This window comes from Escherichia sp. S10b (genome assembly GCF_028421345.1).
In the GTDB taxonomy this organism is placed as follows: Bacteria; Pseudomonadota; Gammaproteobacteria; order Enterobacterales; family Enterobacteriaceae; genus ECMA0423.
Map to the genome: position 1 here is coordinate 175423 of NZ_JAHZSO010000167.1, position 15543 is coordinate 190965.

General features: G+C 51.3%; 9 protein-coding genes. 3 read left to right on the plus strand and 6 right to left on the minus strand.

All coding sequences use genetic code 11. The annotated features are described in order from the left end of the window. Positions 1-33 precede the first annotated feature (33 nt). Together FTE26_RS16705 and metH are read right to left on the minus strand one after the other, a co-directional pair. Positions 34-1665 carry a Na/Pi cotransporter family protein gene (locus FTE26_RS16705; RefSeq protein WP_000956830.1) on the minus strand — a complete coding sequence of 544 codons (1632 nt, stop codon included), beginning with the start codon at positions 1663-1665 and terminating at the stop codon, positions 34-36. 219 nt (positions 1666-1884) lie between these two features. Beyond that, positions 1885-5568 carry a methionine synthase gene (gene metH / locus FTE26_RS16710; RefSeq protein ID WP_000096011.1) on the minus strand — a complete coding sequence of 1228 codons (3684 nt, stop codon included), beginning with the start codon at positions 5566-5568 and terminating at the stop codon, positions 1885-1887. 199 nt (positions 5569-5767) lie between these two features. On the opposite strand from metH, the gene iclR reads away from it, so the two are divergent. Both iclR and FTE26_RS16720 read left to right on the plus strand, forming a co-directional pair. Continuing rightward, positions 5768-6592: a glyoxylate bypass operon transcriptional repressor IclR gene (iclR, locus tag FTE26_RS16715; protein ID WP_000226403.1), complete on the plus strand. Its 825-nt coding sequence runs from the start codon at positions 5768-5770 to the stop codon at positions 6590-6592. A 317-nt stretch (positions 6593-6909) separates the two neighbouring features. Beyond that, entirely contained in the window at positions 6910-8484 is a 1575-nt protein-coding gene (locus FTE26_RS16720) for a ShET2/EspL2 family type III secretion system effector toxin (protein WP_272457586.1), read from the plus strand. Here the strand turns inward: FTE26_RS16720 and aceK are convergent. The 4 genes from aceK to metA form a co-directional block, all read right to left on the minus strand. Further along, a complete protein-coding gene (gene aceK, locus FTE26_RS16725) occupies positions 8453-10189 on the minus strand; it encodes a bifunctional isocitrate dehydrogenase kinase/phosphatase (RefSeq protein WP_001137214.1) in 1737 nt (578 codons plus the stop codon). The genes FTE26_RS16720 and aceK overlap by 32 nt on opposite strands. A 280-nt stretch (positions 10190-10469) precedes the next feature. Further along, the gene (aceA, locus tag FTE26_RS16730) at positions 10470-11774 is read right to left on the minus strand and encodes an isocitrate lyase (RefSeq protein WP_000857856.1); all 1305 of its coding nucleotides are present in this window, start codon (positions 11772-11774) and stop codon (positions 10470-10472) included. A 29-nt stretch (positions 11775-11803) separates the two neighbouring features. Then, positions 11804-13405 (minus strand): malate synthase A, encoded by a 1602-nt coding sequence (gene aceB / locus FTE26_RS16735; RefSeq protein WP_000138878.1) that lies wholly within the window; start codon positions 13403-13405, stop codon positions 11804-11806. Positions 13406-13673: 268 nt separating this feature from the next. Continuing rightward, positions 13674-14603: a homoserine O-acetyltransferase MetA gene (metA, locus tag FTE26_RS16740; RefSeq protein ID WP_001122789.1), complete on the minus strand. Its 930-nt coding sequence runs from the start codon at positions 14601-14603 to the stop codon at positions 13674-13676. Between the two features lie 156 nt (positions 14604-14759). Between metA and FTE26_RS16745 the strand changes: the two genes are divergently transcribed. Continuing rightward, positions 14760-15203, plus strand: a complete 444-nt coding sequence (locus FTE26_RS16745) for an acetyltransferase (RefSeq protein ID WP_000236974.1) — start codon at positions 14760-14762, stop codon at positions 15201-15203. Positions 15204-15543 lie beyond the last annotated feature (340 nt).

The following is a 15543-nucleotide window of genomic DNA, read 5'->3' on the forward strand; positions in this document are numbered from 1 at the left end:
ACGCGTCTTATCAGGCCTACAGGATTCACAATATTAATACTCGTCCCGTCCTTCATCTTCATCCGGCTGTTCCAGCACACTGTAAGCCACCGAACAAAACAGCGAGTTCAGGCGCTGCATATCTCCCAGTAAGCCTAAATGTAGCGAACTGGTTTCAATGCTCTGCACGTTTTGCTGATGCAGGCGATCGACGTGGGCGTGGGAATAGCGGCGATTAAGAATGCGAAAGCGATGCTTACTACGGCGCAAACGACGAGCGCTGGTGACATCGCCAGAGAAGAACACCGACATTGCCAGCTTTAAATTACTGAGCAATTGCTCATAGAGCGCATCCAGTTCCTTCAACCCATCAAGCGAAAATGCCCGCCGTGCTGCCAGTGATTTGTCGGCAATTTCACTCCCCATGCGCTCGACGATATCGGAGGCCTGTTCAAGGTTGAGCGACATTTCGATGATCTCTGCCCAGCGGCGCGACTCTTCCTCCGCCAGCTCTTCTTTTGGCATCCGCGCCAGATACAGCTTAATGGCGGTGTAGAGAACGTTGATATCATCTGCCAGCTTACGCAGCTCTTTCTCCTGCCGTGGCTCACCGTGCATCACTTTATTCAACCCTTCCATCATCTGTTCCATGGCGTCGCCAATGCGCAGGGTTTCGCGCGCGGCGTTCGCCAGAGCAAGCGTGGGCGTATCCAGCGCGCTGACATCCAGATGTTTAGGCCGTAGCTGGGTATCCAGTTCCGGTTCATCGCGAATAATCGTTTTGCAAAACCGTGCCATCGGGTCAACAAATGGCAGCATGACCAGGCAACGTACAAGGTTGTAGAAGACGTGGAAATAGATCACCAGTTCCGCTTTTGGCAATGACAGCTTCCCCATTGTCTCTGCCAGCAAATGGACAAACGGCAGGATAATCAGGCTACCCACCAGCTTAAACAGCAGACTACCCAGCGCGACACGGCGGGCTGCGGCATTGGCGGCACTGTTGTTGAGCATCGCCAGCAGACCGGAACCGAGGTTAGCACCAATCACCAGACAGAGCGCCACGGGGAAGGAGATAATGCCTGCGGCGGTCAGAGTCGCGGTCAGCAGTACAGCAGCAAGGCTGGAGTAGCTGATAATGGCGAACATCGCGCCAATCAGCGCATCCAGCAGAATATCGCCGGTCAGCGAGGCAAAGATCACCTGAACGCCGTTTGCCTGGGTGATCGGCGTTACGGCCTGCACAATCAACTCCAGCGCTAGCAAAATCAGCCCAAGACCAATACCGACGCGGCCCAGTTGCCCGGCGCGTGACTGTTTGCGTCCGAGGAAAAAAATCACGCCGATAAAAATAAGTAACGGTGACAGCCAGGATAAGTCGAAGGTGAGAATACGCGCCATTAGCGCCGTCCCGACATCTGCACCCAGCACAATGACCAGAGCCGGTGCGAGGGCTACCAGATCCTGAGCGACAAACGAGGTCACCAGCATGGTGGTGGCATTACTGCTCTGTACCAGTGCGGTAACGCCGATCCCCGCGCAAAAGGCGAGCGGCTTTTTTTCGACGCTCCGGCTAAGGACAGTACGCAAACGCGCGCCGAAGACGCGCATTACGCCGGTTCGAACAATATGAGTCCCCCAGACCAGCAGGGCGACGGCAGAAAGCAGGTGAAGCAGCGTTAACACGAGTTCAGGTTCTCCTTATCGTTATATGTTCCTGAAGCAATTGAATGACCAAAGGACCGGAAACACGTTGACTGGCATCTTTACTGTGCCTTTTGACATTCGTTTTTCCGGCTAAGATTATTCCAGCCTGTTTCCAGTATAAGTGTTTCATATTAATAAAGAGACAGGGCACTCATTGAGCGCCCTGTTTGTTGTAAGGAAAAGTGACAGATTTGTGAATCAGTCCGCGTCATACCCCAGATTCGGTGCCAGCCAGCGCTCAACTTCGGTAACGCTCATACCTTTACGGCGGGCATAGTCTTCAACCTGATCGCGCTGAATTTGCGCTACCGCGTAATACTTGCTGTCCGGGTGGCTGAAGTACCAACCCGAAACCGATGCACCAGGCCACATGGCGAAAGATTCTGTGAGTTTCATGCCAGTGTGTTTTTCCACTTCCAGCAGCTCCCAGATGGTGGCTTTTTCCGTATGTTCCGGGCAGGCCGGATAGCCCGGTGCCGGACGGATGCCCTGGTAGTTTTCGCGGATCAGTTCTTCGTTGCTGAGGTTCTCGTTCGGCGCATAGCCCCAGTAGACTTTACGCACACGCTCATGGAGATACTCCGCAAAGGCTTCGGCTAAACGGTCGGCAAGCGCTTTCACCATGATTTTGTTGTAATCATCGTGCTGCGCTTCAAAGGCATCAGCCAGTGCGTCCTCTTCCAGCCCGCCAGTCACGGCAAATGCGCCGATGTAATCTGCTTTACCAGAAAGCTTCGGCGCAACGAAGTCAGCGAGACAGTAGTTAGCGAATCCCGTTTTTTCGGTCTGTTGACGCAGATGGTGGCTGACGTTGATCACATGAGTGCGCGTTTCGTCACGGTAGATTTCAATGTCATCGCCCACACGGTTTGCCGGGAACAGGCCCACCACGCCACGCGGATTCAGCGTTTTCTCGGCGCTTAATTTATCCAGCATGTCGTTGGCGTCTTTAAACAGCCGCTGCGCCTCAACGCCTACCACTTCATCTTCCAGAATGCGCGGATACTTCCCGGCCAGCGACCAGGTCATAAAGAACGGTGTCCAGTCGATGTAATTGCGCAGCGTTTCGATGCTGGCTTCGACTTCCTGCACGCCGAGACGGTGCGCCACCGGCGGCGTGTAAGCCTGCCAGTCAAAAGCGAAATCGTTATCGCGCGCCGCTTCCAGCGTGACCGGTGGTGTGCGCGGCTTCTTGCGCCCGTGCTGAATACGTACGGTTTCGTACTCCTTGCGGGTACGAGCGACAAAATCATCACGCTGGGTATCGGAAAGCAGCGCCGCCACCACACCAACGGTACGCGAGGCATTCTGCACATACACCGTCGGGCCGCTGTAGTTCTGCTCGATTTTCACCGCCGTGTGCGCTTTTGAGGTGGTCGCGCCGCCAATCAATAGCGGAATAGTGAAGCCCTGACGCTCCATCTCTTTCGCCACGTTAACCATCTCGTCCAGCGACGGCGTGATAAGCCCCGAAAGTCCAATCAGATCAGCATTCACTTCTTTAGCGGTACGGAGAATTTTTTCCGCAGGCACCATAACGCCGAGATCGACAATTTCGTAGTTGTTACATTGCAGCACCACACCAACGATATTTTTACCGATGTCGTGGACGTCGCCCTTCACGGTGGCGATCACCATCTTGCCGTTGGTTTTACCCTGCTCTTTGCTGGCTTCAATAAACGGTTCGAGATACGCCACTGCCTGTTTCATGACGCGCGCCGATTTGACCACCTGTGGCAGGAACATTTTCCCTTCGCCAAACAGATCGCCGACCACGTTCATACCGTCCATCAGCGGGCCTTCAATCACTTCAATCGGGCGCGTAGCCTGCTGGCGGGCTTCTTCGGTATCCTGCTCGATAAACTCGGTAATGCCTTTAACCAGCGAGTATTCCAGACGTTTATTCACTTCCCACGAGCGCCACTCCGCCTGCTGGGCGTTAGCGGTGTCGTCGGTTTTGCTGCCGCGATATTTCTCGGCAAGCTCCAGTAAACGCTCAGTGCCATCGTCGCGACGGTTAAGAATCACATCTTCCACCGCGTCGCGCAGTTCAGCGGGTAGGTCGTCGTAAATCGCCAGTTGCCCGGCGTTGACGATCCCCATATCCATGCCATTGCGAATAGCGTAGTAGAGGAACACCGCGTGAATGGCTTCGCGCACCGGATCGTTGCCACGGAATGAGAAAGAAACGTTAGATACACCGCCGGAAATCAGCGCGTGCGGCAGTTCGCGTTTGATATCTTCACACGCGCCGATAAAGTCCTGCGCGTAGTTGTTGTGCTCTTCAATGCCGGTTGCGACCGCGAAGATGTTCGGGTCGAAGATGATATCTTCTGGCGGGAAGCCAACCTCTTCGGTGAGGATTTTGTACGCCCGACGGCAAATCTCGATTTTCCGTGCGCGGGTATCGGCCTGTCCCTGTTCGTCAAAGGCCATTACCACCACTGCCGCACCGTAACGACGCAAGAGCTTCGCGTGATGGATAAAGGCGTCGACGCCCTCTTTCATCGAGATAGAGTTAACAATGCCTTTGCCCTGGATACACTTCAGACCTTTTTCAATGACATCCCATTTTGAGGAGTCGATCATAATCGGCACGCGAGCGATATCCGGTTCACCGGCAATCAGATTGAGAAAACGCACCATCGCCGCTTCGGCGTCGAGCATCCCTTCATCCATGTTGATATCGATAATCTGCGCACCGTTTTCCACCTGCTGGCGGGCCACATCCAGTGCCTCGCTGTATTTCTCTTCTTTGATCAGGCGCTTGAACTTAGCGGAACCGGTGACGTTGGTGCGTTCACCCACGTTCACAAACAGGCTATCTTCGCCAATGTTCAGCGGCTCCAGGCCGGACAAACGGCAGGCTACGGGGATTTCCGGCAGTTTGCGCGGCGCTAATCCTTCTACTGCACGACTCATCGCTGCAATATGTTGTGGCGTGGTGCCACAGCAGCCGCCGACGATATTGAGAAAACCCGCTTGCGCCCATTCACGTATCTGTTTTGCCATCGTGTCGGCGTCGAGATCGTACTCACCAAAGGCGTTGGGTAGCCCGGCGTTCGGGTGCGCGGTGACGTAGCATTCCGCAATCCGTGACAGCTCCTGCACGTACTGGCGCAGTTCATCTGGCCCCAGCGCACAGTTCAGGCCAAAGGTCAGAGCTTCGGCGTGGCGCAATGAGTTGTAAAATGCTTCGGTGGTCTGCCCGGAGAGCGTGCGCCCGGAGGCGTCGGTGATGGTGCCGGAGATCATAATCGGCAGCTCAACGCCCAGCGCTTCAAACTCCGTTTTCACCGCAAAGACCGCCGCTTTGGCGTTAAGGGTGTCGAAAACGGTTTCAATCAGGATCAGATCCGCACCACCTTCCACCAGCGCTTTGGTGGACTCTCGATAAGCCGCCACCAGCCCGTCAAAAGTGATATTACGAAATGCCGGATCGTTGACGTCCGGAGAAATAGACGCCGTGCGGTTGGTTGGGCCGAGAACACCGGCAACGTAGCGCGGTTTCTCCGGGGTGCGCGCGGTCCACTCATCAGCACAGGCGCGCGCCAGTTTCGCCGCCGCAAAGTTGATTTCCGCCGACAGGGATTCCATCTGGTAATCCGCCATCGCAATGGTCGTGGAGTTGAAGGTGTTGGTTTCGATGATATCCGCGCCCGCTTCAAAGTAGGCGTTGTGGATAGCGGCGATCACTTCCGGTTTACTGAGTACCAGCAGGTCGTTGTTGCCTTTGAGGTCGCATGGCCAGTCGGCAAAGCGTTCACCACGAAAATCGGCTTCGTTCAGTCGATAGCTCTGGATCATGGTGCCCATACCGCCGTCCAGCACCAGAATACGTTCATTTAACTGCGCACGCAGTTGTTCCACTTTGCTGCTCACACTTGCTCCCGACACGCTCAACCCAGATTTAATAAAAATTCAACAAACCATACTGGCATAAACGCATCTGTGGTAAAAGCGACCACCACGCAACATGAGATTTGTTCAACATTAACTCATCGGATCAGTTCAGCAACTATTGCATTAGCTAACAATAAAAATGAAAATGATTTCCACGATACAGAAAAAGGAGACTGTCATGGTCGCACCCATTCCCGCGAAACGCGGCAGAAAACCCGCCGTTGCCACCGCACCAGCGACTGGACAGGTTCAGTCTTTAACGCGTGGCCTGAAATTACTGGAGTGGATTGCCGAATCCAATGGCAGTGTGGCACTCACGGAACTGGCGCAACAAGCCGGGTTACCCAATTCCACGACCCACCGCCTGCTAACCACGATGCAACAGCAGGGTTTCGTGCGTCAGGTTGGCGAACTGGGACACTGGGCAATCGGCGCACATGCCTTTATGGTCGGCAGCAGCTTTCTCCAGAGCCGTAATTTGTTAGCAATTGTTCACCCTATCCTGCGCAATCTAATGGAAGAGTCTGGCGAAACGGTCAATATGGCGGTGCTTGATCAAAGCGATCACGAAGCGATTATTATCGACCAGGTACAGTGTACCCACCTGATGCGAATGTCCGCGCCTATCGGCGGTAAATTGCCGATGCACGCTTCCGGTGCGGGTAAAGCCTTTTTAGCCCAACTGAGCGAAGAACAGGTGACGAAGCTGCTGCACCGCAAAGGGTTACATGCCTATACCCACGCAACGCTGGTGTCTCCTGTGCATTTAAAAGAAGATCTCGCCCAAACGCGCAAACGGGGTTATTCATTTGACGATGAGGAACATGCGCTGGGGCTACGTTGCCTTGCAGCGTGTATTTTCGATGAGCACCGCGAACCGTTTGCCGCAATTTCAATTTCCGGACCGATTTCACGTATTACCGATGACCGCGTGACCGAGTTTGGCGCAATGGTGATTAAAGCGGCGAAGGAAGTGACGCTGGCGTACGGTGGAATGCGCTGACTTTTTTCTGGCGGGCAGAGGCAATATTCTGCCCGTCATATCTGAGTGGCAATAGAATAAGGGTGTCTGTTAATCGCATTGACGCCAAAATAACTTATTGTCATACACTTCGCACACTTTTATTAACTCAGCATTATTTTTAAACATCAAACCACTTAATTATTAACAAAATCGCAAGATCTCATTACGCCGAAACTTTTACGGTTTCATTATGAGATTGAGCGATTTATGATATTTCTTTACTTGTAATCATATTAAATTTTTTCACTGTTCTGATAGTTAAAATTCAAGACATCAATAAACAATGAGATATTTAAATGATTACTCGTATTCCTCGTAGTTCTTTCTCTGCAAATATTAATAATACAGCCCAGACAAATGAACACCAAAACCTGAGTGAATTGTTTTATAAAGAACTCGAGGATAAATTTTCTGGCAAGGAGCTGGCGACGCCTCTATTAAAAAGCTTCTCAGAGAACTGTAGACAAAACGGTCGTCATATCTTTAGCAACAAGGATTTTGTCATTAAATTTTCCACGTCTGTCTTACAGACTGATAAAAAAGAAATTACGATAATTAATAAAAATGAAAACACGACACTCACTCAAACCATTGCTCCAATATTTGAAGAATACCTAATGGAAATTTTACCTCAACGCTCAGACGCTCTTGATAAACAAAAATTAAATCTAAACTCAGATAGAAAAGAAAAAGACTTCCCAAGAGTTAAACTTAATGGTCAATGTTATTTTCCGGGGCGCCCCCAAAACCGTATAGTATGCCGACACATTGCTGCACAATATATTAATGATATTTATCAGAATGTTAATTACAAACCCCATCAAGATGATTACTCTTCAGCTGAAAAATTTCTCACGCACTTCAACAAAAAATGCAAAAACCAGACTTTGGCGTTGATTTCCAGCCGTCCTGAGGGGCGTTGTGTTGCTGCCTGCGGTGATTTCGGGCTAGTTATGAAGGCATATTTTGACAAGATGGAATCAAATGGCATCAGTGTTATGGCTGCCATATTATTGGTAGATAACCATGCTTTGACGGCCCGACTAAGAATAAAGAACACAACTGAAGGATGTACCCATTACGTGGTTTCGGTTTATGATCCTAATGTAACTAACGATAAAATAAGAATTATGAGCGAAAGCAAAGAGGATATTAAACACTATTCTCTGATGGATTTTATGAATGTAGATTATAGCCTCCTGAAATGGTCAAATGATCATGTTATTAACCAATCTGTTGCAATAATTCCAGCACTTCCGAAAGAACAGCTATTGATGTTAAAAGGATCTGTGGATGAAATAACCCCTCCATTATCACCAGCAACGATGAATTTGCTAATGGCAATTGGTCAGAATCACCAACTTACGCAACTGATGATTCAGCTCCAGAAAATGCCAGAACTACATAGAACAGAAATGTTGACTGCCTATAATAGTGGACATATGAACGTTATTAATACTATTTTTAACGCATTACCCACTCTGTTTAATACGTTTAAATTCGATAAAAAAAATATGAAGCCCCTCCTCCTGGCAAATAATTCTAATGAATATCCCGGTTTGTTTTCAGCGATACAGCATAAACAACAAAATGTTGTAGAGACGGTTTATCTTGCTTTATCTGACCATGCACGCCTGTTTGGATTTACCGCTGAAGATATTATGGATTTTTGGCAACACAAAGCGCCACAAAAATACTCTGCCTTTGAGTTGGCTTTTGAATTTGGTCACCGGGTTATTGCTGAATTAATCCTTAATACATTAAATAAGATGGCTGAAAGCTTTGGCTTTACGGATAACCCTCGATACATTGCGGAGAAAAATTATATGGAAGCTTTACTCAAAAAAGCATCTCCCCATACCGTACGCTAAATCTTTGCCTGCGCCGATACGCATAAACATCTTCCACATGCCCTTCACGTATGCGGTTTTGTAGTGCGCGCCAGTAATCAGCGCGGAACAGGTCGGCGTGCATCTCTTCAAACAGCGGACCAATACGCGGGTCGGCGCATAGCCAGTGGCGAAACTCTTCCGGGAAAACATCGCCCGGCGAGACGCTGTACCACGGTTCGCTGGCAAGTTCGTCTTCCGGATAGCGCGGCGGCGGGATGTCGCGGAAATTCACTTCCGTCATGTAGCAAATTTCATCGTAATCATAAAAAACCACACGCCCGTGACGGGTGACACCGAAGTTTTTAAACAGCATGTCGCCAGGAAAAATGTTAGCAGCGGCAAGCTGGCGAATAGCGTTACCGTATTCTTCAATGGCGTCGCGCAACTGCTGACCTTCCACTTGTTCCAGCCAGATATTGAGCGGCACCATCCGCCGCTCGATATAGAGATGGCGAATTACAATCTGCTCACCAAGATCGGTGATTTTTTCCGCTGCTTCCTGGAGCAGTAATTCCATTAATGCCGGGGAAATATGCCGCTTCTCCAGCACAAAGTTTTCAAACTCCTGGGTGTCCGCCATTCGGCCCACGCGATCGTGCTCTTTCACCAGTTGATAGCAGGCACGAACGTGAGCGGCAGACATCTCTTTCTGCGGCGCGAACTTGTCTTTGATGACTTTGAATACCCGATCAAAGCCCGGCAGCGTAAACACCAACATCACCATTCCACGAATACCCGGCGCTTCAATGAACTGCTCATTACAGCCCTGTAGATAAACGAGATATTCGCGATAGCTTTCGGTTTTGGCGTGCTTCTGGCAGCCGATAGCCATATACAATTCAGCAGTGGTTTTACCTGGCAGAATTTCCCGTAGCCACTCGACCAGCGCTGCGGGCAGCGGTGCATAAACCATAAAATAAGAACGCGCAAAGCCAAAAACAATGCTCGCTTCGGCGGTCGTCGTCAGGCAGGTATCAATAAATAACTCGCCGTCGTCCGTCTGGTGGATCGGCAGTAAGAAGGGCAACGTGCCGGAAGGCGTGATCAGTTTGCCCACCAGCCAGGCGGCTTTATTGCGGTAAAACAGTTCGTTCGCCACCTGTAAATGACTTTCCGCGAGGTTGTCTGTCCCCAGCGTTTCCGTCAGATGGCGAATGATGTAATGAATGTCACGGCTTTTATTCTGCCAGCGCAGGCGCAGCGGCAGGTCGCTGATAACGCGCATCAGTAGAGATTCCCAGCCGTGATCGGGGTGAAAGTCTTTCGCCAGCGGGCGGGGAATGGTACGAAAGCGGCGCTCTGGCTGAGAGCTAAAGATAAAAAGCCGCTCGGGAGTAAGCGAGCGGTGGTCAAATAACCGACAGTACACGGAGTTAAAAAAGCTCTCCGCAATCTCGAAGCGCGGGTAATCCGGCAACAGCCGCGTGTAATGCTCTTTAACGCGCAGTAAAAATGCCGCGTCCGTACTTTGGCCGTTAGTAATGCAGCGCAGTTGCTCCACGACCAGACCAACGTGATGATCGTAAAGATGGATACGGTTTTTCATCGCCTGCTGGACAGCATGCCAGTCGGCCTGTTCGAAACGCTGCTGCGCCCCGGAAGTCACTTCGAGGAATCGACCATACTGAGCGTCGAAGCCTTGCAAAATGGTTTGAGCAATCAGTAATTCCAGGCCACGCGGCATTTAGCGCCCTCATCAGGAGCAGAGAATTGCCGGATGCGGCGTAAACGCCTTATCCAGCCTACGTTCGGCAACGGTTGTAGGCATGATAAGACGCGCAAGCGTCGCATCAGGCATCGTGCACCGATTGCCGGATGCGGCGTAAATGCCTTATCCGGCCTACGTTCGGCAACGGCTGTAGGCATGATAAGACGCGCAAGCGTCGCATCAGGCATCGTGCACCGATTGCCGGATGCGGCGTGAACGCCTTATCCGGCCTACAGTCAGCAACGGTTGTTGTTGCTTAGAACTGCGATTCTTCAGTGGAGCCGGTCAGCGCGGTGACTGAAGACGTGCCGCCCTGAATAATAGTCGTCACTTTATCGAAGTAACCTGTACCCACTTCCTGCTGGTGAGATACGAAGGTATAGCCATCTTTCGCGGCGGCAAATTCCGGCTGCTGCACTTTCTCAACGTAGTGCTTCATACCCTCGCCCTGGGCATAGGCGTTTGCCAGGTCAAACATGTTGAACCACATGCTGTGGATACCTGCCAGGGTGATGAACTGGAACTTGTAGCCCATATCCGACAGCTGCTGCTGGAAGCTGGCAATAGTTTTGTCGTCGAGGTTTTTCTGCCAGTTGAACGACGGCGAGCAGTTATAAGCCAGCAGTTTGCCCGGATATTTCGCGTGGATAGCTTGTGCAAAGCGACGCGCCAGTTCCAGATCCGGCGTGGAGGTTTCACACCAGACCAGGTCAGCATATGGCGCATACGCCAGGCCACGGCTGATCGCTTGCTCAATGCCCGCATGAGTACGGAAGAAGCCTTCACTGGTACGCTCGCCAGTAATAAATTCACTGTCATACGGGTCGCAATCGGAGGTAATCAGATCCGCCGCATCGGCATCGGTACGAGCAACCAGCAGGGTTGGAACGCCCGTCACGTCAGCTGCAAGACGCGCCGCGACCAGTTTCTGAATAGCTTCCTGAGTTGGCACCAAAACTTTGCCGCCCATGTGACCGCATTTCTTCACTGACGCCAGCTGATCTTCGAAGTGAACTGCCGCTGCACCGGCTTCAATCATCGCTTTCATCAGTTCAAAGGCATTCAGGACACCGCCAAAACCGGCTTCCGCATCGGCAACGATCGGCAGGAAGTAATCGACATAGCGCGGATCGCCCGGCTCAATGCCTGCGGACCATTGGATCTGATCGGCACGACGGAAGGTGTTGTTGATCCGCTCCACCACAGCTGGCACCGAGTTTGCCGGATAGAGCGACTGATCCGGATACATGCTGGCCGCCAGGTTAGCGTCCGCCGCTACCTGCCATCCCGACAGATAGACTGCTTCAATACCCGCTTTCGCCTGTTGCAGCGCCTGACCGCCAGTCAGTGCACCGAGGCTGTTGATGTAGCCTTTTTTCGACTCGCCATGCAGCAGACGCCACATTTTCGCCGCGCCCAGTTGCGCCAGGGTGCATTCAGGATTGACTGAACCGCGTAATTTCACCACATCTTCCGCGCTGTATGGGCGAGTAATGCCTTCCCAACGCGGTTGAGTCCACTCTTTCTGTAATTCTTCAATTTGTTGTGTACGGGTTTTCATGTGCAGATGCTCCATAGTTATGTGGTGGTTTACGCTAACAGGCGGTAGCCTGGCAGGGTCAGGAAATCAATTAACTCATCGGAAGTGGTGATCTGTTCCATCAAGCGTGCGGCATCGTCAAAACGCCCCTGGGAGAAACGTTCTTCGCCCAGTTCGCTGGCAATGACTTTCATCTCTTCACCCAGCATCTGGCGGAACAAGGCTTTGGTCACCGGTTTGCCATTGCTCAACGTTTTTTGATGATGGATCCACTGCCAGATTGAGGTACGGGAAATTTCAGCCGTCGCCGCATCTTCCATCAGGCCATAAATCGGCACGCAGCCGTTGCCGGAGATCCATGCTTCGATGTACTGCACTGCCACGCGAATGTTGGCGCGCATACCTTCTTCGGTGCGTTCACCATCACAAGGTGCCAGCAGCTGATCGGCAGTAATCGGCGCGTCTTGTTCGCGCATCACTTCAAGCTGATTTTTACGGGAGCCGAGAATGTCGTTGAATACCGCCATTGCCGTATCCGCAAGGCCTGGGTGAGCAATCCATGTGCCATCGTGACCGTTATTGGCTTCCAGCGCTTTATCCGCTTTTACTTTGTTGAGCACCTGGTTATTGCGCTCTTCATCTTTGCTCGGAATAAACGCTGCCATGCCGCCCATCGCAAAAGCACCGCGTTTATGGCAGGTTTTAATCAACAGGCGTGAGTAAGCATTCAGGAATGGTTTATCCATCGTCACTGCCTGTCTGTCTGGCAGGACGCGATCGGGATAGTTTTTCAACGTTTTGATATAGCTGAAGATGTAATCCCAACGACCGCAGTTCAGACCAACAATATGGTCACGCAGCGCGTGAAGGATTTCATCCATCTGGAACACGGCGGGCAGCGTTTCAATCAGCAACGTCGCCTTGATGGTGCCGCGCGGCAGATTAAAGCGATCTTCTGCATAGCTGAAGACTTCGCTCCACCAGGCCGCTTCCTGCCAGGACTGGGTTTTCGGCAGATAGAAATAGGGACCGCTGCCCTTTGCCAACAGTGCCTGATAGTTGTGGAAGAAATAGAGCGCAAAATCAAACAGGCTACCGGGGATTGCCTCACCACGCCAGGTGACATGTTTTTCCGGCAAGTGCAGACCGCGTACCCGACAAATCAAAACCGCTGGATTGGGCTTGAGCTGATAAATTTTGCCTGCTTCATTGGTATAGCTGATGGTGCCGTTAACCGCATCGCGCAGGTTAATTTGCCCGTCGATCACTTTGTTCCAGTCTGGTGCCAGTGAATCTTCGAAATCGGCCATAAAGACTTTCACATTGGCGTTCAGTGCGTTGATCACCATCTTGCGCTCAACCGGGCCAGTTATCTCGACTCGACGATCTTGTAAGTCCGCGGGAATACCACGAATTTTCCAGTCCGTATCGCGAATGGAAGCTGTTTCCGAAATAAAATCAGGCAACGTTCCGTTATCAATATCTTGCTGCTGCTGAATGCGCGCTGCCAGAAGTTTATTGCGTTGTGGCGTAAAATGCGTCACCAGCTCAGTCAGAAATTCTACCGCTTCGGCAGTAAGAATTTGCTTCTCCTGCTCGCCATACGGCCTTATGAAAGCCAGTTCATCGGTTGTTGTTGCCTGTTCAGTCATCGTGCAGCTCCTCGTCATGGATCCGAAAACTTCCCCACTGTGAACGAAGGATCGTTGTGCGCTTTTCGTTCAGCACAACTAAGACTACTCATTTAAAATGCAAAATCAAAAACAATTTCCATTTTAATTAAAAATACTTGATAACTTATTGATAACAATATGAATAAAATTTATTCACCTCCTGAGGTGCGTTTCGGAAATAAAAAAGGCACCCGAAGGTGCCTGAGGTAAGGTGCTGAATCGCTTAACGATCGACTATCACAGAAGATTAATCCAGCGTTGGATTCATGTGCCGTAGATCGTATGGCGTGATCTGATAGACGTAATAGTTGAGCCAGTTGGTAAACAGCAAATTACCGTGACTACGCCAGCTCGCTCGCGGTGTATTTTGCGGATCATTGTGCGGGAAATAGTTATACGGTACTTCCGGGCCTAGTCCGGCTTCCACATCGCGGAAATATTCCTGCGCCAGCGTTTGCGCATCATATTCGGGATGGCCCGTCACAAAGGCAATGCGCTTATCTTTGCTGGCAAACAGATATGCATCCCCTTCTTCCGTCTCTGCCAGAATTTCCAGATCGGTGTAATCACGAATCAACGCTGCCGGAAAGTCAGCATAGCGCGAATGTGGTGCCAGGAATGAATCATCAAAGCCACGCGTCAGAAGCGCATGAGGATGGAGAATATGATGCTCGTAAACGCCAGAGAGTTTGTCGGTGCGAGTTTGCTTAGGAATGCCGTAGAGGATATTGAGCGCGGCCTGTACCGCCCAGCAGACAAACAGCGTCGAGGTGACGTGATCTTTCGACCACTCCAGCACCTGTTTGATCTGCGGCCAGTAAGCGACATCATTAAACTCCACCAGGCCCAGCGGCGCACCGGTTACAATCAGACCGTCAAAGTTCTGTTCCTGAATATCTTCAAAGTTACAGTAGAAGTTGTTCAGATGCTCTGCGGGCGTGTTGCGCGATTCACGGGAATCGATGCGCAACAGCTGAATATCGACCTGCAAAGGTGAGTTTGAAAGCAGGCGCAGAAACTGATTTTCAGTTTCAATCTTCTTCGGCATCAGGTTAAGGATCAGAACCTTAAGTGGACGAATTTCCTGACCAGACGCACGAGAAGTTGTCATCACAAAGACGTTTTCTTCACGCAAGAAATTGACGGCGGGTAGCTCGTCCGGCACACGAATCGGCATAACCTGATTACCTCACTACATACGCTTATACGTTTAGACATCCAGATAGCTGAAGATAACCAGAAAATTTGCCAATGTCGAGCCTGCATGTTGAAGGTGAGAAAGTTTCAAGGAAAAGACTACGTTAGAATATAAGAATGACTAAAAGGAGAGAAAATGGTTATTAGTATTCGCCGCTCACGGCATGAGGAAGGGGAGGAACTCGTTGCGATTTGGTGTCGATCTGTCGATGCCACCCACGATTTTTTATCAGCAGAGTATCGGGCCGAGCTGGAAGAGCTGGTTCGTTCCTTTCTGCCGGAAGCACCGTTGTGGGTCGCGGTTAATGAACGGGATCAGCCGGTTGGGTTTATGTTGTTAAGTGGGCAGCATATGGATGCGCTGTTTATCGATCCTGATGTGTGCGGCTGCGGCGTGGGTCGGATGCTGGTGGAGCATGCGCTCTCGATGGCACCGGAACTGACAACCAACGTTAATGAGCAAAATGAGCAGGCGGTTGGGTTCTATAAGAAGGTGGGTTTTAAGGTTACGGGACGCTCTGAGGTGGACGATTTGGGGAAACCGTATCCGTTGCTGAATCTGGCGTATGTGGGGGAATAAGCCGCCCCTGCCGTGCCTGCCCAGGCTGGAGAAGACGCGCCAGCGTCGCACCCGGCATTTTTTTCACCAACGCAAAAAGGCCATCGTGACTGATGGCCTTTCGCTTAATTTGATGCCTGGCAGTTTATGGCGGGCGTCCTGCCCGCCACCCTCCGGGCCGTTGCTTCGCAACGTTCAAATCCGCTCCCGGCGGATTTGTCCTGGTTGGGAGAGTGTTCACCGACAAACAACAGATAAAACAAAAGGCCCAGTCTTCCGACTGAGCCTTTCGTTTTATTTGATGCCTGGCAGTTCCCTACTCTCGCATGGGGAGACCCCACACTACCATCGGCGCTACGGC